We start from the raw sequence: 19,438 nt of genomic DNA, 5'->3' as shown, positions 1-19,438 counted from the left end.
CCGTTTAACCAAACGGCAAATAACACTAACTCCTTATAAGGAGAACAATAATGTCGACGACAACGTCAACAACAACGAACGACGAAAACAAACGACCCTCGTTTTGGGGCGCCATCATTGGCATCGGTTTCTTATGCTTCATGATGTTTGCGCAGATATTTATCCTCGGCGAAGATTGGGTCACCCATATCTCGCTGATCTTTGCCATTGTGGTCTGCGCCATCATCGCGCTGTATTCCGGCTTCAGCTGGCAGGATGTTCAGAAAGGCATCTTGTATGGCTGCGAAATCGCCATGCTACCCATGCTGATCTTGATGATGGTCGGTGTGCTAGTTGCCAGCTGGATTGCCTCCGGCACGATACCCTCTCTGATTTATTATGGTCTTCAACTGATCAACCCCTCCTATTTTCTGGTCACGGCCGTCATCGTGTGTGCTGTTGCATCACTGGTCACCGGCAGCTCATGGACCACTGCCGCCACCTTCGGCGTTGCCTTTATCGGCATCGGCAGCGGGCTAGGCATTTCACCAGCAATGACCGCAGGCGCAGTTATTTCCGGTGCTATCTTTGGTGACAAGATTTCACCGGTATCAGACTCCACCAACCTCGCTGCAGGGGTTGCCGAGGCCAACCTGTTCGACCACATCCGTTCGATGTTCTACACCACCGGCCCTGCACTAATCATTACCATTATTCTGTTCTTTTTTATTGGTATGCGCTTTGACGGCGAAGGGGCTGATATTTCCCGCACCGCTGAACTGCTAGCAGGCATCAGCGATAATTTCTCAGTGGGGCTGCTCGCCTTCTTGCCGCCACTGGTGGTGGTTGTTTTGGCCTACCGGCGCATCAATGCCCTTGCGGTGATGGTGATTGGTAGCCTGTTAGGGGCGGGACTCGCCGTTGCCACTCAAGGCGTCGGGCTGGGCAGCATGATGAATTACATGAACTACGGCTATGTCTCGGAAACCGGTGTTGAAGCCGTCGATAGCTTACTCAGCCGTGGCGGCCTGCAAGGCATGATGTGGACAATCTCGCTGGGCTTTATCGGGCTTAGCCTGGGTGGCCTACTAGAGAAAACCCGCATGCTCGAAGTGTTATTGGAAAAGATGGGCAAACTGGTCAGTAATTCACGCGGGCTAATCGTTACTCACGTTGTCTCATCATTAGCCACCAACCTGTTCTCGCCCAGCCAGTATATTGCCATCATTATTCCAGGGCGCATGTTCGTGCCCGCCTACCGCAAACTCAAAATCCTGCCATCAGTATGCTCACGCACCTGCGAGGACTCGGCCACGGTCACGTCGCCACTGGTTCCTTGGGGGCTGGGCGGTGCTTACTACATGGGCGTGCTCGGTGTGTCCGCGTGGGATTACATGGGTTGGACCTTCCTCGCCATTATCACCCCCGTGATTGCCATTCTGTATGGCCTGTTCAATATCTGCATTTGGCGTGAAGGCGAGCGTAACGACGTCAACACCTATAACCAGTCGCCCACTGACAGTCAGCCGCAAGCCGAGCTAGCGAAGTAGATCGCCACCTATCAGACCAACACGTGGCCAGAGGCGGCCGCTTTGTCGCCTCGCACCACCGCCTATCAACCTGAGGGCACGCAATATGTATAAGAATATTCTAATCACCACGGCGGCAGACAATAACTCCAATGTGCTGCAAAAAATCGACGTGGCACGCAAGCTGGCAGACGCGGACAGCACCATACAGATCATTTCGGTGATGGAGCGTATTCCCCCTTATATCGCTCCATCACTGCCTAGTGATTACCGCGAAACCACTGCGCAGCGCATTAAGGACGGTATTCGTAAGAAAATTGGCGACGAAAGCTACGAGATTCATGTTGTGGAAGGCAACGCCGCCCATCAGGTGGTCAAGTTTGCCAAACGCAACGGCGTCGACTGCATCATTATTTCCTCTAACCGCCCCGGCTTCCCTGACCACTTTATGGGCTCCACCGCCTTAAATGTTGTGCGCCAGGCAGCGTGTACTGTCACGGTAGTTCGGTAAACATCCCCTAAAGTAAAGCCAAAAGCGCGGTGCGTTGCATCGCGCTTTATTACCAAACATAAAGAATATTTAAGCCAGGCAATTAATTGCCTTTTTTTTATGCTTTTGAAACTTAACTACTATTTATTATGGATAATTAATCACACGCTAAGAGTATCAATATTACACATTTTTTAGTATTTCCCAGCCAATGCTAGCTTGATAATTTAGCCAGCTCAAATCACTCTAACCATTTAAAAACTTCAGACGAGCAGTCACTTTAAGCATTCTTTAGTGGCTTTATCAGGAAGATAATACTGCCATGGAACAAGCGAAGCTTGGCGACCAAGTTGCCTGCCCCTGCAAGGGAGGCCCTCACCGCATTGTCAGTGCGGCCTCGACCACCTTTGTTGACGGCGTTCCCGCCGCCCGCGTTGGCGACCGCAGCTCTTGTGGTGCCAGTATCGTTACCGGCTTGGACTGGTACACCATTGAAGGTGCTGCGCCCGCCATTCACGGCAGTCAAACTTCATGTGGCGGAACGGTAATCGCAGCCTCCAGTGCTGTCACTGGCCAACCTTCAGGCGGGGCAAGCGCCTCGTCACTCCCCGGCATTCAACCACCTCGCTACAACCGACGCGTTGTTTTGCGTGATGAATACGGCTCCCCGCTTGCTAATCAACTCTATCGGTTAGTTCTGAAAAGTGGAGAAACAAACGAGGGGAAAACCAACGCCGAAGGGGAAGCAGACCTGATGGATTCAGAGCTTGCTGCCAAGGTCGTCGACGTTTTGATCAGGAGCAGTTGAAATGGCCCAGTGGCAGCATATAGCACAAACCACCACCACCCCCGCCACGCTGGATGACCCTTTTATCGTCACGGTTCCCTGCCCACATAGAGATCAGGCGCTGGAAGTTGCTGCCTGGATCGTTGAGGAAATTCAGACCAACGTTGAATCCGACGACGCCCAGCGTATAAAGCAGCAGAACGCCTATAGCGGGCTTGAAGCCATAGAGCGCTGGCAGCGAGAAGGCGAGTCACTCAATATCGTTCAGCGCCTTGCTCGTGAAGTCACAAGGCCTAATTTTATGCAGATCGAAATGCAACTAAAAGCAGCGGCACTTGGCCGCTGGGCTTTACTGGTGAGGCCAGGCGGCGTATGGGATCACAAACAATACTTTGACCCAAGGGTGAATCCTGAGAGGGGAAGGCAGTTTGCAACCTTAGGTATCACGACTGAACCGTATCACCATAAATACCAAGGCTACGAATATTATTACGATATCTGGTCCAACATTCACTACGGTTATGTTGGCCGCTACATCGGCTTTTCTGAAGACAGCCTATTAGACGGCGCCGGTCTGGCGCAGTATCTCGATGATTTTAGAAAATTTGGTAGATCGCCAACTGACCGCAGTGATATTAACGGTGAGGGGTTTCGTCGCTTTGATGATGTAACCGACTACCTTTCAGTCCACTTAGGCATATCGTTGTATGAGCGTTTTACCCCTCAGCAGTTAACGGGCTCTCTACTAATGAATGAAATCACTCAAGTAGAGTATCCAGAGGAAAAGGGCTCCAAAATACCCCATACTTGCCAAGGGGTCAGACGGCGGCTGGAAGAAGTTAAATTGAAAAACAGCCAGGGAGCAGCACAATAATGTCATTCTATAGACGTAAGATTTTTATAATACCCCTAATTGTTGGCGTTGCTTTTTTTGCCTGGCAGCGTTACATCTATGGTGTTATGACCTACCACCCTGATCCCAAACTTACTAAGAGCGCCGAAAAAATCTTCGACTTTATAGATAAAAACGATATATTAAAAATCATCATAGAGAATGGAAATGCCGAGGCGTATATACGTGATGGTAGATTTCGTGCTAAACCGACAATACTAGAAAATCAAATCCCAAGCTCTGCAATAAAAAGTATAGAAGACTCAACCCTTAATATCAAAAACGCAAGCTTTACGAAAGTTTGCGGTCATTTTCAAGACTGCTACTTCGAGGCTTTCTTTAGAATTAAAAGACCTTTTGAAGTAAGCGGCTTTCCATTATACGCACCTTGGTGGTATTTAAGATACTCTCCTAGTGGGGCATATTTTGAGGAGGGGGTAATTCCATCGTTAGTAGATGCCCTCGAAAACACCGAAGAAGCCAGCCCCTTAAAAAATGGTTATTTATTCTGCGAGACTACAGAGTTGGCACATTGGTATCTCTGCACAGGTAAGCATCTCTAGCAATTGGCTATGCTGTGCTCAACCTTATTAAAAATCATCAACCAATACAGAGTATAATAATTTAAAAATGCATTTCTATCGCCGTAAAGCCATCATCATCTCGTTGGTGATCATCAGCATTTTTCTTGCCTGGCTAAGTTATTTACTGGCAGTTGAGCGCTATCGGCCTGGAATAAAGCAAACACAGGCTCTAACTACTATTGCTGATCAAGTTCACGCCTTTATGCAACAAAAAAACTTAAGAGGCATTGGAGTAACAAATGAGATTTTATTGCCAGAGTCACTACGAGGTGATTCTTTCATCGACAAACTTCCCTCCGACATAACGGACGTGAATAGCAAGATCGAGCATGTATCATTTTCTTACCGATGCGAACCTAAATGTTCTTTTACTGCTTATTTTTATTTTGACATAGTAAAAGAGTTTGTTCCCATCACTTACCGATACATTCAGTATAATCCCAACGGCTTTCAAGAATACACGCCAAGTCATACAGCAAAATCTCGACTTACTGAGTTCAGGCAGTATAACTGGGCTGACTGGAGTGAGGAGTTCGTTCCTTCTATCGCTGAAGCTCTAAAAGAAGACGTGGGGTATGTTTATACATTTTGTGAGCCTTTAGAGCAAGAGCACTGGCATTTTTGCCGCGGTGAGTATGACTAACATTTATCATAAAGCTTCAAAACTAAATTTTATTTATACAATACGAGAGGCGTTAATAGGCTTTGGATTTAAACTGTTTAGCCACTTATACATATTATTTAAAACTGGACCAGCGTGGAATATTCGCGTAGAGCAACTACTTGCATACCCGACTGATAGCTTGGGATTTAGTTTGGGGTGTTTTTTATCACAGCACGAATTTGAACCTCAACCGCATTGCGAAAATCATGATATTTTTCATATTTTGACGGGTTACTCTACCAATACGGCCCAAGAGATAGCTATGCAATATTGGTTATGGGGGAATGGAAAGCGTAGCATTTACTCGGCTCTGGCAATGTTTGTCGGGATAATGTTTTACCCTGATCACTATGGACTGTTTGTAAGCTCCTATCGCAAAGGCACTTGGCATATTGCTATACATAACATTGATTATAAAAATAAATTATCATTACCTATTTCAAATTTTAAGATTAAATTAAAATCATGAATTAATAGAAGGACACTCTCAGTCATGGTAAATCTGAGACGAGAGAACACTTTAACTTTCGTGACCAGCGCTGGCAAAGAGTTGTGATAATATAACGAGGTTGCTCAGCCTGAAACCCAACGTCTGTGAAAAATAGCCTAACCTCACAGCCTCTTAATTACATATTTATTTGTCAGATAGGCAATACTCCCCGCCAGTGCTATACCGACAAAATTTGCGGCCAAGTCAAGAAGGTCAAATGTGCGAGACGGAATAAATAGTTGGCTGAACTCTTCACCAATGGTGAACAATGCGACAAGTACCGCACCATAATAAATGTTCAACTTTCCACACTGAAACGCTCGAAACTTCGAACCAACCACGGCTGCTAGTGTAAGAAAGCCAAACAATCCCATATGCCCCAGCTTATCGCCATACGGGATGCTCCGAATAAAATCGAAAAATAGGCTATTTCCGCCAGTGTTAGCTAAATAGAGGATCCATAATATAAAAACAAAAAAGCACACAGCGCTTGCTGATATTAATTTATACACACATCACGCCTTAAACTTAACTATTGGTTCTTATTCCCGAATGCTCCGACACTGGTTGGCGCACGCGGATGGAGTTTTCTTGATGCTTGGCAGTGATATTACCACTACCCGCCTGCCGCAGGCGGTTACCTCCTGAGAAAAGCGTCCGCACTATGGTTACTAACTTATAACGTGTAAGGCCACTGAGTGGCCCATTCACGTTTTCGACTTGGCGTTTGACGCTTGAGCGCATATTCAGCGCGGCTGGCCGCTGCGCGATCTGTAAACGGCTGCGCGCCGAGCAGTGCCAGCGGAGGGTTGGCGCGGGTATAGCGGGCGCCTTTACCATCGCAGTGCGCTTGGTAACGTTTCGCTAGGTTATTGGTAATCCCCACATAGGTGCCACGCTTGCACTCAAGTAAGTAGAGGTACCATTGGGAATTAGTCGTTGTGGAATTAGCGGTTTGGCTATTCACCGCAACAACTCTTTATTTTTCGACCGCTGCCACATAGGCAGCGTTCGTTTCGCCGTGGTTTAAGGCGCTCGATGGTCGGCACGCCATCCACATACCACCAGCGCCCATCTTCAAACACAAAGCGTGAGCTTTCTTCCAGCACATGCCAGCGGTTTTGTTCACGAAAATAGGCTAAAAAATGTACCGTGCCCTGCCCATCTTTTGCTGGCGGTGCCGCAACAATCGTGAGCGCTTTCCACTGAGTGTCTGGGGCGGACGCTAGCTGCCCTGGCCGCGTTGATGCATGCCAAGTGGCAAGTAGGTAATCACGGCTATTCAACGCAAATGCTGTATAACGCGAACGCATTAGCGCTTCCGGCGTAGGTACCGTTGCACCTTGATGATAAGGCTGGCAACACGCCGTGAATGCAGCACCACTGCCACACGGGCAGTTGCCTGACGTTGAGACTGGCGTTGAAAGCGTCATATTGAAAGCTCTGTATTCTTTGGTTTATTGATTTGGTATACGTTTTGTTTCGGTATTGGCACAGAGTTAGGTATAGTACCAGAGCTACATCATCAGACAGACGGAGTACGACACACGATCGATCATTCTTTCCAAACGCAGTGGAGGTTCTCCTATGAAGGTTTACAAACCCGAATGGCAGTGCACGTTTAGCGTAAACGAAGGCGCGGTAGAATCAGCAACCTGGAAAGAGCGAATCGCGTGGCGGCTTAGACAAATCGCCGATCGACTAGAAGGCGGTGGCCGTACGGTAAAAATCGACTACAACGTCTCTCCGCACGTTAGCCGAGACGAAGTCGATACCTGTTTGGAAAAAGGGTTTGAAGTGACTCAGCGGCTGCTGACTCAGCTTGCCCGCCAACAGGCCTGCGAAGATGTGATGCGCCATGCGAAAGCAGAGCTTTATGAAGAGCAACATCAGCACTAGTTGTAATAAGCATCATAGAAATGTTTCAGAAAAACACCCGCCCGTTTAACCATTGGCGGGTGTTTTTTATTGTGCGCTATTTATATTACGGACTCATTAGCAGCCATCATCCCGAATAGGATGTTTCTAACGCCTGCCCTAATCGCTGCATAAACGCCGTGCATTCATACAACTGGGCCGTCTCAATATACTCATCGGGTTGATGCGCCTGGGCGATGCTGCCCGGCCCTAAAATAATGGTTTGCAATCCCTGACCCTGGAACTGCCCAGCCTCGGTGGCGTATGCCACCGCATGCTGACAGCAACTGCTAGGCAAATGGTCTTTAGCCAAGCGTAGTACCTGATCGTTATCTCGGTCGGCCAGCCCCGGCACTGTCACGTTTAACGGCTCTGTGGTCATCTCTACCGTTTTACCTTTTGCAGTTAGCTCCTCGCTAAGCTGTTCGCAATATGCCTCAAAGCGTGCATATATTTCGTCGAAGGTGTCCGTGGGTAGGTGGCGAATTTCCCACTCGAATTGGCACTCCCGCGCCATAATATTGATTGCCGTGCCACCCTTTATTTTGCCCACATGCAGACTGGTGTGCGGCACGTTAAAGGCCTCGTCGACGCGCCCCTCTTCCACCAATGCCGCCATCGTGTCTTCAATAAACGTGACGAGCCTTGCCGCAACATGGATAGCTGACGTGCCTTGATTCACTTGGCTACTGTGGGCCTCCCGACCAATCACGGTGGTGCGCAGATTAGTTGCGCCTTTTTGAGCGACCACAGGCTGCATGCTGGTAGGTTCACCAACAATTACGTGGGCGGTGGTGGAGTAGTGCTCGTAAAAGCGTTGAATAAGACTAGGTGCGCCCACACAGCCGATTTCTTCGTCATAAGAAAACCCGAAAAAGATAGGCTGCTTCAGCGACGCATTGACCCAGGTAGGCACCATGGCTAACGCACAGGCAATAAAGCCTTTCATATCACAGGTGCCACGCCCGTAAAGACGGCCATCGCCGCCATCACGTAAAGTAAACGGGTCGCTAGACCATGGCTGACCTGCCACCGGCACCACGTCGGTATGCCCAGAAAGCATCACGCCGCCAGGGACGTCCGGACCTACGCGGGCAATCAGGTTGGCTTTGGTTCCACACGGGCTCATCACCCGCTCTGAAGCAACACCATAATCTGCTAAATAGTGCTCAACGAATTCAATTAAGGCTAAATTTGATCCACTTGAGGTGGTATCGAATGATACCAGCTTCGCTAGTAATGTGGTCGCGTCAGTCATGCTGCTCTCGTTAGTTAGGCTCTTCATATCACTTTGTCTCACATCACCCTATCTCAAATCACCCTATCTCAAATCACCCTATCCCCGCCATTCACCTTTTCCTATTCAGCAGGTCGGCGGCCAGCTAAACGTTGACTGTCACGTCGAGTTCATCGTGCATTCATGAAAACGTCATCTACACTTTCTACTGTTCAGTGCACCCAAAAACTTAATAAACGTACTGCGAACGACCCACAAGGAGCCGTTATGTCTCGTTTCACACTGCACGCGCTTGCCCTAGGGGTGGCTACCGCCACGTTTAGCCTTTCTGCCCATTCCGCGACCGAAGTCACTTGGTGGCACGCCATGGGAGGCCAGCTTGGTGAAATCCTTGAAGAAATGACGGAGGAGTTTAACGCCTCTCAGGATGATTACCGTGTAACGCCTAGCTATCGCGGCAATTATACCGAAACGATGACCGGTGCCATTGCGGCGTTCCGTGCAGGCGAACAGCCCCATATTCTCCAAGTATTCGAAGTCGGCACAGGCACTATGATGAATGCTGATGGCGCCATTTATCCGGTGTATCAGCTAATGGAAGATCATGGCCGGGCGTTTGATCGCGACGCTTTCCTTCCTGCGGTAGTCGGTTACTACACCGACACAAACGGCAACATGCTGTCGTTCCCGTTCAACTCCTCTACGCCGATTATGTATTACAACCGTGACGTGTTTGAGGAGGCAGGTTTAGACCCTGAGCAGCCGCCGCAAACCTGGAACGAAGTGGCGGAGTACGCAACTCAAATTACCGAATCGGGTGCTGCCAACTGTGGTTTCACCACCTCATGGCCGAGCTGGGTGATGCTGGAAAACTTCTCTGCCATGCATAACTCGCCGCTAGGGACGTTAGAAAACGGTTTTGGCGGGATAGAAACAGAGTTCAACTTCAACAATGAACTGGTGGCCCGCCACTGGGATAATTTGAAGACGTGGCAAGATGCAAACGCCTTTAACTGGGGCGGCCCTGGTTCCGGGCCAGACTCTGAACCGCTGTTTTACTCACAAGAGTGTGCGATTTTCTTTGGCTCTTCTGCATCCCGCGCAGATGTCGCTGCTAATTCCGACTTTGAAGTCGGTTTCGGTATGCAGCCCTACTATGACGACGTTGATGGTGCGCCACAGAACTCCATCATTGGCGGTGCCACCCTGTGGGCACTGCAAGGCCACACCGATGACGAATATGAAGCCGTTGCTGCCTTCTTTGAGTACCTCTCACAACCTGAAGTACAAGCCGAGTGGCACCAGCAAACCGGTTACTTGCCAATCACCCAAGCGGCGTGGGACTTGAGCGAAGAGCAGGGCTACTACGATGAGAACCCGGGCGCCGATATCTCTCTGAAGCAGATGACGCTAAACGAGCCGACTGAAAACTCGAAGGGCCTGCGATTTGGTAACTTTGTACAGATCCGCGACATCATCTCCGAAGAGATGGAGGCCGTGATGACCGGTGCTAAATCTGGCCAAGAAGCTGCCGATTCTGCGGTTGAACGTGGTAATCGATTGCTGCGCGACTTTCAATCAGCCAACCAGTAAGTAAGCACCCGCTCCGCCGCCTGCCCCTGGCAGGCGGCGAGCCTTTTTTTAAGTGCCCCACTTATTGGTGCCGTTTATAGACGCAGGATACGTCGCCTATGCAAACCAAACGCATGACCTTTCCTGGGCGCTTTTTGCCCTACGCCCTGCTGGCTCCTCAGGTCATTGTCACGCTGATTTTCTTTATTTGGCCTGCCGGTCAAGCGCTTTACCAGTCACTGCTGCGGGAAGATGCCTTTGGGCTACGCACCACCTTTGTGGGCTTAGAAAACTTTGCGCGACTCTTTCGCGATGGCGCTTATCTCAACTCGCTCTCTGTCACGGTGGTGTTTGCGGTAGGTACCACGCTGCTTTCCATGTCCGTTGCACTGCTGTTAGCTAGCACGGTTAATCGCATGATCCGATCACGCAGCACCTACACCACGCTGCTGGTGTGGCCCTACGCGATTGCCCCCGCCATTGCCGGTGTGCTGTGGTGGTTTATCTTCAACCCTTCAATTGGCATTGTGCCTTACATACTGGACATGGTCGGCTACCAGTGGAACCACCGCACCTCTGGCGCAGATGCCATGATGCTGGTGATTTTTGCCGCCGCCTGGAAGCAGATTTCTTATAACTTTCTGTTCTTCCTCGCAGGCTTACAGTCGATACCCCAGTCGCTCATTGAAGCGGCAGCTATTGATGGCGCAAGCCCCATAAAACGGTTCTGGACCATCGTTTTCCCACTGCTAACACCCACCACCTTCTTTTTGATGGTGGTCAACGTGGTTTACGCCATGTTCGATACGTTCGGCATTATCCACGCCACCACTCAGGGCGGCCCTGCCCAAGCGACCAACACGCTGGTCTATAAGGTCTACGCCGATGGCTTCGTAGGCTTGAACTTAGGCTCATCGGCCGCTCAGTCGGTGACTTTAATGGCCATTGTAGTCGCCCTTACGGTGGTGCAGTTCCGCTTTATTGAACGACGGGTGAATTACTAATGCCGTTTGTCTACCAACTACTTACTAACAAAAGAGCCTTGTGATGGTTGAGAACCGACCCTGGGCGAATTTTTTTGCCCACCTCACATTAATGCTTGGCGTCGCAGTGGTGGTGTTCCCCGTGTACGTTGCGCTAGTGGCATCTACCCAGGCACCAGGCGATTTGCTACGCGGCACGCTGCCGATGCTGCCCGGCGCCCATGGCATCGAAAACTTTACCCGTATGTGGCAGTCCGGCGTTTCCAACGCAGGTGCCCCACCAGCAGGCATGATGTTGTGGAACAGTTTTGTTATGGCCATGGCAATTACCGTAGGAAAACTGTCGATCTCGCTACTGTCGGCGTTTGCGATTGTTTACTTCCGCTTTCGTTTTCGGATGTTCTTCTTCTGGCTAATTTTCATCACGCTGATGCTGCCCGTCGAAGTACGCATTATTCCGACGTTTCAGGTCGTCGCAGATCTCAATATGTTGAACAGCTTCGCGGGTCTCTCAATCCCACTGATTGCCTCGGCAACGGCGACGTTCCTATTTCGTCAGTTCTTTATGACGATTCCGGAAGAGATGCTGGAAGCGGCCCGAGTCGATGGTGCTGGTCCACTCAAGTTCTTTAAAGACATCCTTATGCCGCTATCCGTTACTAATATCGCGGCGCTGTTTGTGATCATGTTCATCTATGGCTGGAACCAATACCTGTGGCCACTGCTGATCACCACCGACCCTGACTATTACACCATTGTGATGGGCATTCAGCGCATGACCTCAGAAGAAAATCCCCAGTGGCACTTGATTATGCCTGCCGTAGTAATGGCCGCCCTGCCCCCGGTACTGGTGATTCTGTTTATGCAACGCCTCTTTGTAAAAGGCCTGACCGAGACGGAGAAATAACGATGGCCAGCATTACCCTGGAAGGGCTAAAAAAAACCTATGCGGGCAACGTCGCTGCGGTCAAAGGGATCGACCTACAGATTGAAGACGGTGAATTTGTCGTACTTGTCGGACCATCCGGTTGCGGTAAGTCGACCTTGCTGCGGATGGTCGCCGGGCTTGAAACCATCACCGAAGGCACGCTAAAAATTGGCGATCGAGTAGTGAATAAGCTAGAGCCCGCCGAGCGCGATATTGCCATGGTGTTCCAAAACTACGCGCTTTATCCGCACATGACTGTCTACAACAACCTCGCTTATGGCTTAAAGAACCGAGGGTTCAAAAAAGACGACATTGATAAACGCGTACGTTTAGCGGCCAAGATGCTGGAAATTGAAGACTTCCTGGAGCGCAAACCCCGCAAGCTTTCCGGCGGCCAGCGCCAGCGGGTAGCGATGGGCCGAGCACTGGTCCGCGAGCCTTCAGCGTTCTTATTCGATGAACCGCTTTCCAACCTGGACGCCAAGCTGCGCGTACAAATGCGAGTAGAGATTAAACAGCTGCAACGTCGCCTAAAAACCACCAGCTTGTACGTAACCCATGATCAACTGGAAGCAATGACCCTGGGCGACCGTTTGGTGGTGCTGAATGCCGGGCAAATTGAGCAGGTAGGCACACCGATGGAGATCTACGCCCGTCCGGCCACGATGTTCGTTGCGGAATTTATTGGCTCCCCCGCAATGAACATGTTGCCGTTGGATTATCTGCGTACTCAAAGCAGCAGCGTGCTTGAACACCTTCCCGAAGGCACCGACACCCTCGGCATTCGCCCAGACGACATGCACCTCACCGCACCCGAGGCACCCCATCTAGCGATCGACGCGACACTAATGCTCTTTGAAGCGGCAGGCGCGGAAAGCCATCTTTACGTTAATCTCGTCGACAGCGAACAACCCACGGTGATTCGCACCACGGCCCAGCCAGCCGTTCGTGAAGGGGAAACATTGCGCTTCTATGTAACCCGCGATGCACTTCATCCTTTTAACAGCACCACCCGAAAGCGCACCGGTAGTTAACATCGTTTCTTAAGAAAAGTACGTCATCGGAGACTTCATGCGCTACGTTTGAGCTAATAACAACGACTCGCTGCCCAACTCGTTTTTTGTGCAGGTAGCGTATGGATCTCTGCGATGAATACTGGTCTATGAAGACAGCATGTTATTGCCTCGACACCCTATACCGTGATCACTCCCGGCGCGTAAAGGCGACACTGATTCGCTTACTAGGGGATTTCGAGCTTGCCGAAGAAGCAACGCAGGATGCGTTTGTGGCAGCGGTTCAGCAATGGCCGTTGAACGGAACGCCCGACAATCCTCAAGCCTGGTTAATTCGTACCGGCTACCACTGTGGGATCAATCAGGTTCGCCAGCGTAGCGCAGCACGACGACGAGCTCATTTGCTGTTACCCCCCGAAGAGACACTGGATCTCGAACCCGCGACGATCCAAGACGATGCACTGCGACTGCTATTCACGTGTTGTCACCCAAGCCTGAACATGGAAGCACGCGTTGCACTAACCCTGCGGGAAATGTGTGGCCTCACCACCGAGCAGGTGGCGAGTGTGTTACTCATGAACCCCGCCACGCTGGCGCAACGCATCGTGCGCGCTAAACGCAAAATTCGCGATGCACGCATCCCCTACGCTGTGCCTGACAGCGAAGCGCTTCCCGAGCGCTTGCCGGATGTACTCCAGGTTATCTATTTAGTGTTCAACGAAGGCTACTCACGCAGCAGGGGCAGCCATGTCGTCGATGTCAGTTTGACGAAGGAAGCCATGCGCCTAGGTGAGGCGTTAGCAAGGCTGCTACCCAGTGGCGAGGTGTTTGGATTAATGGCACTGATGCGGCTTAATGATGCGCGCCGCGATGCACGCCAAGACAAGGCTGGTGATTTAGTCACCCTGGACGAACAAAACAGAGATTTGTGGCACCAAGAGGACATTCGTAGCGGCATTGAGTGGCTTTAGCAGGCGCTGGCCCTCACACCAACAGGCTACTACACCCTTCAAGCATCAATTGCCGCCGAACACTCCCAGGCTAGCAGCGCCGAGCAAACCGACTGGGGCAGAATCGTGAGGCTCTACGATGCCCTATGCCACCGCAACGCTTCACCAATTCTGGCACTGAATCGCGCAGTGGCCATTGCCATGAATGGTGCGCTGGCAATCGGCTTGCAGCATCTTGATGAATTGGCCCATCACCCGCAAATGAGCCGCTACCATCTATTTTATGCAGCACAAGCGGATTTACTGCGCCGCCTGGGTAGACAAGATGCTGCTTGCAGCGCCTACCAACAGGCGCTGCTATTAGCCACGCTGGATCCCGAAAAACGCTTTCTGCTAAAGCGATTAAACGAACTAGAGCAATCTGCATAAAAAAATAAACAAGCCGTGTCGATTTGAAGACCCGCCAAACGACTAGTGAGAGTAACACCCCTGATCACCCAGGAGTCTCTCAATGAAATTCATGCTAATTCGCCGTGCCGATACCACTACCGAAAATGGCACCTTACCCTCTCAGGACATGCTAGCGGCCATGGCCGCCTATAACGAACGCATGATTAAGGCCGGGGTACTGGTCAGCGGCAACGGCCTACGCCCAACCAGTGATGGCTGCCTAATCCGTTTCGAGAATGGCTCGCCTACCATCATCCCCGGCCCGTTATCGCCGCCAAGTGAACGAATGGCAGGCTACAGCGTACTAGAAGCGCCAACACTTGAAGAGGCCATTCATTGGGCTCAGCAGTGGCCCACTCAGGATGCCGATGGCAACGTGACTCTAGAGTTACGGCGTTACTTTTCGCTGGAAGATTTCGAGCCGGGCGGTGGCCTGGAACAACACCGCCACCACGCCCGCATTCCGGACGAAATGAACGTGTATGTTGCCTTTCCCGGCACCTGCCGTGAAGCCATGCAGTTTTATGCCGACGTCACTGGTGGTCATTTGGAATGCCTAATGACTTACGCTGAAACGCCTGCCGCTGAACACACCCCGCCTGCTCTCCATGACCACATTATCCATGCCTCTTTAAATCTGCGTGGCCGACGCTTAATGGGCGCCGACATGGACCCAGAGAAATACATGGCTCCCCAAGGGGTTCATGTACAGCTGGAGTATCAAGATAAGGAACAGGCCTCGAATACGTTCGCACGCCTAGCGGACGGTGGCGAGATCACTATGCCCTTCGAAGCCACCTTCTGGTCGCCTGGGTTCGGCATGGCAACCGACCGCTTTGGCATTCACTGGATGGTTAACGTTTCGTCAGAAAACTGTCCTTTAGCCACCGAAGGAGACGTCCCATGAAGTACGTTGCGCTAGTGTATTACCAAGAGCAAATCATCAATTCCATGAGTGAACAGGAGTGGCACGACCTCAACCAGGAGTGTATCGCGGGGGTCGAGCGCCTGAACGCCAGCGGCAATTATCTCGCTGGGCAGCCATTACAACCAACGGAGACTGCAACCACCGTGCGGGTACGTGATGGCGAGACACTGGTATCCGACGGCCCCTTTGCCGAAACCAAAGAGCAGTTGGCTGGCTTCTACCTGCTGGAAGCCCACGACTTGAATGAGGCACTGCAGCTAGCTAGCCGCATCCCGCCTGCCCGATTCGGCAGTATCGAAATACGCCCCGCTCGAGAACTCCCACCGAAATCAAACGCTGGAGAAACAGCATGAACACTTCCGCCACGCCCTATGTCGATGGCTTCATCGCTGCCGTGCCAACCAATAATAAATCTGAATTTATTGAGCATGCCCGGGCTGCCGCCGTCGTGTTCAAAGAGTACGGCGCACTGCGAGTGGTGGAGTGCTGGGAAGACGATGTTCCCGAAGGAGAGGTCACCTCGTTCACCATGGCGGTTAAACGCCAAAACGACGAAAGCGTTATTTTTTCATGGATAGAATGGCCTTCCAAAGCGGTACGCGATGTCGCTATGCCAAAAGTCATGGAAGATTCACGTTTACAAATGGACGTTAATCCCATGCCCTTTGATGGTAAGCGTCTTATTTATGGGGGCTTTAAAAGCATCATTACTGTGTGAGAACGCTGGGCCGTTTCATTCAATAGAAACGGCCCGAAAGCCCTTCTTTGCAGAGACTTCTTTGCAGGGACTTGTTTTCACCTAATCCCTTTCAGCAATATCTACTATCCGCCCTTCCACTCGGTAAGTTACTTCCCCAAGCGACACTAGGTAATCACGCAGCATTTGCCAATCAGTGTTACCAACAATAGTGTTGCGGCCATCCTCGTAAGCAGCCCCTAATACTGCGTGGCTATCGCCGCCAGCGGCAGTAAAGTTGTTCGTCGCGATGGTGTAAGTGCGTTCTGGGTCAATAGCCTGCTGCGTTATTGTCAGGCTAACCACACGCTCGCCTACCGGCTCTCGGCTGTCGTACACCAGCTCAACACCTGCCGACACTTGTAAAAATCCGCCATTCTCATCGGGCACATTGGTTAGGGCAATTTCGAACGTTTCGAGTAGCTCAGCGCCAGTAACATCCAGTAGCGTCAAACGGTTACCAAACGGCTGTACGGCGATCAAATCGCCCACAGAGACATCGCCGGTCTCGACCGGTTCACGGATACCGCCGCTGTTTTGGATGGCCAGCATCGTATCCGGCGCTACTTTGCGTGCGGCATACAGCTGGGCATCGGTGATCAAATTGCCCAGCGCGGTTTCGTTAGCACGCACGCTTCGCGAGTCGCCGCTGCCATGACGTGGATTGGGCAGCGCTGCGGTCACGGTGGCACCAACCTGAGTATCGCGTAACTCTTCGATCGCTGCCGTGTAAGGCTCCAGACGCTCAGCAGCATCAGGGTCTGCTGCGCGTTCATCGGCAGCTAATAGCTCACCATTTACCTCCACCACCACACCATCGGCATCAAACGTCACCTGCATCACACCTAAATACTGGCCATACTCACCCGCCTGCCCGATCACCGTAGGCGTTTGTGGTTTTCCCGCGTGGTTTTCAGAAACAAGCATAGGGGGAGACACGCGGGTATGGCTGTGGCCGCCAATAATAATATCGATACCCGCCACGTGCTGAGCCAGCAGAAGGTCGTTACCCACGCTGGGGTCACTGTCGTACCCCAGGTGGGTAAGTGCGATCACCTTATTCACCCCCTGCGCTTCAAAGCGCGCCACCATGTCTTCGGCTGCTTCACGGTAATCACTGATAGTGATTGGGCCGGGGCTTGAGATCGTCTCGCTATCCTGGGTACTTAACCCAAAGATACCGATAGGCTCGCCATTGTGCTCAACAATAATACCGTCATAGAGCACCCCTGACTGCGGGTCTACGCTGATAGACCCATCGAGCATGCCAGCAAATTCAGGCGCGGCCGAAAAATCCAGATTGGCGCCTAAAATAGGAAACGCTGCATCCGCAAAAAACGCGGCTAGCGCTTGGTGCCCCGCTTCAGGATCACCCAAATCAAATTCGTGATTGCCAGGGACAAAAGCGTCATAGCCCATTAAGTTCATAAATTCGAGGGCATCCTGGCCAGCAAACTCAGTGAAGTAGAGCGTGCCAGAAAAAATATCGCCCGCGTCCAACAGTAACCCTTCGCCATACGCCTCACGCGCTTCGTTTAGCGTGGTGATCAGCTGTGGGTACTGATCGGTGCGACCATGTAAGTCGTTGGTGTGAAACAGCGTGAGGGTGTAATTGTCGGCAAGGGCGGGCGTAATGGTGGCCAATAACGCTGTCCCTAGCGCAATCCTATAGCGGCTAAAACGCATCTTAGTGGCTCCTTTCATATTGATGTCATCGTTCATCGTTAGCGTGCCATAAAGGCCTGACAAAGTGGTGACATCAATGGCAAACCAACCGCACAAACCACTTAGCGATGAAGAAATCGCCTACTTAGTGGAACTAGCCAACGGCAACGCGTTAGCCAAACAGCGTCGTCGCGAGAAAAAGCGCCAAGCGCCAGCGGCAAAAAAACCCTTAGACTGACCACACCTTACCAAGACTGATGTCACATCATGACCCCTAAAACTATTTAGCCATTATGATAGCCAGCATAACGCAAAAAGCCGATGCACTTTTAGCACATCGGCAAAACGATCTTAATAAGTCAATTAAACGCTAAGGAAGCTATCTATCATTTAAAAGTGATAGCGTGCACCTACTGCGTAATACAGATCATCTTCGAAGTCATTAATAGCATCTTGATTGGCATCATTTAGCTCGACAAACACATCAAGATTATTAGAAATATCGTAATGCGCCGCAGCGGCCCAAGCGTCACGATCATTATCCGCATTATCGGGATCAATGTTGTAATAATCGAGATAGAAGGTCCAAGCGCCGGTGGCAAAAGTACCACCTAACCCTACCGTGTCAAAACCGCCGCCTCGCGTATCGTTGTCGCCACGGGTTTCGTAACCTAAACGCGCAGAGAAAGCGTCATTGATGTCGTACGTGGCCGTAGTACCAAAACGTGTTTCACCGTTGCCACCGCCACGAACGGTATCCTCTACATAACCAAGCGCTAAACGTACGGGGCCAGTCGCGTAAACAACACCCCCTTGTGTGGCGATGACGCTGCCTTCACTAGACTGCTGCGCTTCAGTAAGCCCACGCTCAGAAAAGTGTTTCGCTGAGAAAACGGCCTGAAAACCATTGATTTCAGGTGTTTTATAGCCAATCGAGTCGCCACGCGCCTGCAGACCACCACCGGCGAATTCATAACCACGCTCTACGTAAACATCGAACGGTGTCATGACGTAGTTATCGTAGTAACTATTATAGTTACCGGCCATAAACGTACCGTACTGCTTACTTTCGAGGCCAAGGTAGCTATTACGTACTTCGTCAAAGCCTGGACGACTGCGCTCATCCCCGGTAAAGCGCCATTCTACTCGAGCAAACGCACGCAGATCAGCGTTGATTTGATGGCCTGCCGTAAAGCGCAAACGAGAACCGAAATTACGGAATTCTTCACCGTTATCAACGCCATCTTTTTCACCGCCCCCTTCAAACCCCATAGCGATGCGGCCGTAAATATCTAGCGTCGTGCCGTCTTGATCATATACCACTGCCGCTTGGGCTGCCGAAGCACCCAACAAACCACTAACAGCCAGAGCAAGTGTCGTCTTTTTAAACATGATTGATCCCATAAAAGTAGTTAGCGCTTGTTATCAGCACTTTTAGTTTCAATAGACTTTCAGTTACGAAGAACTCTAACTTAATTTTATTAATCTTTAGCTCTTTAGAAAAATCCAAAAAACCTTATTATTAAATATTTATACTTAGCATTTTATTGCGCATTGCGAAGGCACAATCGAGGATATGTTTACCTCGTCGTTGGCTACCTTAAAGGCGATATATTTCATTCTTCTTAAAGTTTTATTTTTTAG

Annotated in this window: 22 protein-coding genes and 1 pseudogene; 17 read left to right on the top strand and 6 right to left on the bottom strand. The window is 50.8% G+C overall.

The annotated features are described in order from the left end of the window. Positions 1–50: 50 nt before the first annotated feature. The 7 genes from nhaC (at position 51) to REH51_RS10355 (ending at position 5,394) form a co-directional block, all read left to right on the top strand. Positions 51–1,529, top strand: a complete 1,479-nt coding sequence (nhaC, locus tag REH51_RS10385) for a Na+/H+ antiporter NhaC (protein ID WP_498935642.1) — start codon at positions 51–53, stop codon at positions 1,527–1,529. Positions 1,530–1,614: 85 nt separating this feature from the next. After that, the gene (locus REH51_RS10380) at positions 1,615–2,019 is read left to right on the top strand and encodes a universal stress protein (protein ID WP_009723821.1); all 405 of its coding nucleotides are present in this window, start codon (positions 1,615–1,617) and stop codon (positions 2,017–2,019) included. Between the two features lie 301 nt (positions 2,020–2,320). Next, positions 2,321–2,806 (top strand): PAAR domain-containing protein, encoded by a 486-nt coding sequence (locus tag REH51_RS10375; protein ID WP_498935640.1) that lies wholly within the window; start codon positions 2,321–2,323, stop codon positions 2,804–2,806. 1 nt (position 2,807) lies between these two features. Continuing rightward, the gene (locus REH51_RS10370) at positions 2,808–3,659 is read left to right on the top strand and encodes a polymorphic toxin type 44 domain-containing protein (RefSeq protein WP_009723824.1); all 852 of its coding nucleotides are present in this window, start codon (positions 2,808–2,810) and stop codon (positions 3,657–3,659) included. Beyond that, positions 3,659–4,240 carry a hypothetical protein gene (locus tag REH51_RS10365; RefSeq protein ID WP_009723825.1) on the top strand — a complete coding sequence of 194 codons (582 nt, stop codon included), beginning with the start codon at positions 3,659–3,661 and terminating at the stop codon, positions 4,238–4,240. Before REH51_RS10370 ends, REH51_RS10365 begins: the two co-directional genes overlap by 1 nt. Positions 4,241–4,307: 67 nt before the next feature. Then, on the top strand, positions 4,308–4,904 hold the full coding sequence (locus REH51_RS10360) for a hypothetical protein (protein ID WP_009723826.1): 597 nt from the start codon (positions 4,308–4,310) through the stop codon (positions 4,902–4,904). Continuing rightward, on the top strand, positions 4,897–5,394 hold the full coding sequence (locus REH51_RS10355; protein WP_498935638.1) for a hypothetical protein: 498 nt from the start codon (positions 4,897–4,899) through the stop codon (positions 5,392–5,394). The genes REH51_RS10360 and REH51_RS10355 overlap by 8 nt, the downstream gene beginning before the upstream one ends. A 143-nt stretch (positions 5,395–5,537) precedes the next feature. On the opposite strand, the gene REH51_RS10350 is transcribed toward REH51_RS10355, so the two are convergent. From REH51_RS10350 to REH51_RS10340, 3 genes are all read right to left on the bottom strand, one after another. After that, a complete protein-coding gene (locus REH51_RS10350) occupies positions 5,538–5,927 on the bottom strand; it encodes a VanZ family protein (RefSeq protein WP_498935636.1) in 390 nt (129 codons plus the stop codon). 164 nt (positions 5,928–6,091) lie between these two features. Then, a complete protein-coding gene (locus REH51_RS10345) occupies positions 6,092–6,382 on the bottom strand; it encodes a GIY-YIG nuclease family protein (protein WP_009723829.1) in 291 nt (96 codons plus the stop codon). Next, on the bottom strand, positions 6,375–6,848 hold the full coding sequence (locus REH51_RS10340; protein ID WP_498935635.1) for a YchJ family protein: 474 nt from the start codon (positions 6,846–6,848) through the stop codon (positions 6,375–6,377). Before REH51_RS10340 ends, REH51_RS10345 begins: the two co-directional genes overlap by 8 nt. 154 nt (positions 6,849–7,002) lie before the next feature. Between REH51_RS10340 and REH51_RS10335 the strand changes: the two genes are divergently transcribed. Continuing rightward, positions 7,003–7,314, top strand: coding sequence for a hypothetical protein (locus REH51_RS10335; protein ID WP_009723831.1), 312 nt, complete (start codon positions 7,003–7,005; stop codon positions 7,312–7,314). A 106-nt stretch (positions 7,315–7,420) separates the two neighbouring features. Here REH51_RS10335 and argE read toward each other — a convergent pair whose 3' ends face one another. After that, positions 7,421–8,590, bottom strand: a complete 1,170-nt coding sequence (argE, locus tag REH51_RS10330) for an acetylornithine deacetylase (RefSeq protein WP_009723832.1) — start codon at positions 8,588–8,590, stop codon at positions 7,421–7,423. A gap of 246 nt (positions 8,591–8,836) precedes the next feature. Between argE and ugpB the strand changes: the two genes are divergently transcribed. The 8 genes and pseudogenes from ugpB (at position 8,837) to REH51_RS10290 (ending at position 16,111) form a co-directional block, all read left to right on the top strand. After that, positions 8,837–10,162: a sn-glycerol-3-phosphate ABC transporter substrate-binding protein UgpB gene (ugpB, locus tag REH51_RS10325; RefSeq protein ID WP_009723833.1), complete on the top strand. Its 1,326-nt coding sequence runs from the start codon at positions 8,837–8,839 to the stop codon at positions 10,160–10,162. A gap of 98 nt (positions 10,163–10,260) precedes the next feature. Beyond that, complete coding sequence (gene ugpA, locus REH51_RS10320; protein ID WP_009723834.1) at positions 10,261–11,145, top strand: sn-glycerol-3-phosphate ABC transporter permease UgpA; 885 nt, start codon at positions 10,261–10,263, stop codon at positions 11,143–11,145. A 43-nt stretch (positions 11,146–11,188) separates the two neighbouring features. Next, a complete protein-coding gene (gene ugpE, locus REH51_RS10315; RefSeq protein ID WP_498935633.1) occupies positions 11,189–12,031 on the top strand; it encodes a sn-glycerol-3-phosphate ABC transporter permease UgpE in 843 nt (280 codons plus the stop codon). Between the two features lie 2 nt (positions 12,032–12,033). Then, positions 12,034–13,086: a sn-glycerol-3-phosphate import ATP-binding protein UgpC gene (locus REH51_RS10310; protein WP_498935631.1), complete on the top strand. Its 1,053-nt coding sequence runs from the start codon at positions 12,034–12,036 to the stop codon at positions 13,084–13,086. 128 nt (positions 13,087–13,214) lie between these two features. Further along, positions 13,215–14,444, top strand: a pseudogene (locus tag REH51_RS10305) (RNA polymerase sigma factor). Between the two features lie 82 nt (positions 14,445–14,526). Further along, positions 14,527–15,372, top strand: a complete 846-nt coding sequence (locus REH51_RS10300) for a VOC family protein (protein WP_009723838.1) — start codon at positions 14,527–14,529, stop codon at positions 15,370–15,372. Next, the gene (locus tag REH51_RS10295) at positions 15,369–15,746 is read left to right on the top strand and encodes a YciI family protein (RefSeq protein WP_009723839.1); all 378 of its coding nucleotides are present in this window, start codon (positions 15,369–15,371) and stop codon (positions 15,744–15,746) included. Before REH51_RS10300 ends, REH51_RS10295 begins: the two co-directional genes overlap by 4 nt. After that, positions 15,743–16,111, top strand: a complete 369-nt coding sequence (locus REH51_RS10290; RefSeq protein WP_009723840.1) for a DUF1428 domain-containing protein — start codon at positions 15,743–15,745, stop codon at positions 16,109–16,111. Before REH51_RS10295 ends, REH51_RS10290 begins: the two co-directional genes overlap by 4 nt. An 81-nt stretch (positions 16,112–16,192) precedes the next feature. Here the strand turns inward: REH51_RS10290 and REH51_RS10285 are convergent, their stop codons facing one another. Then, a complete protein-coding gene (locus tag REH51_RS10285; RefSeq protein ID WP_234667949.1) occupies positions 16,193–17,815 on the bottom strand; it encodes a bifunctional metallophosphatase/5'-nucleotidase in 1,623 nt (540 codons plus the stop codon). A 76-nt stretch (positions 17,816–17,891) separates the two neighbouring features. Here REH51_RS10285 and REH51_RS10280 point away from each other — a divergent pair, with 76 nt between their 5' ends. Next, complete coding sequence (locus REH51_RS10280; protein WP_009723843.1) at positions 17,892–18,032, top strand: hypothetical protein; 141 nt, start codon at positions 17,892–17,894, stop codon at positions 18,030–18,032. A gap of 152 nt (positions 18,033–18,184) precedes the next feature. Here REH51_RS10280 and REH51_RS10275 read toward each other — a convergent pair whose 3' ends face one another. Further along, positions 18,185–19,186, bottom strand: coding sequence for a porin (locus tag REH51_RS10275; RefSeq protein ID WP_009723844.1), 1,002 nt, complete (start codon positions 19,184–19,186; stop codon positions 18,185–18,187). Positions 19,187–19,438 lie beyond the last annotated feature (252 nt).

The organism is Halomonas bluephagenesis (assembly GCF_054790765.1).
This window is presented reverse-complemented; position numbering and strand designations above follow the sequence as displayed.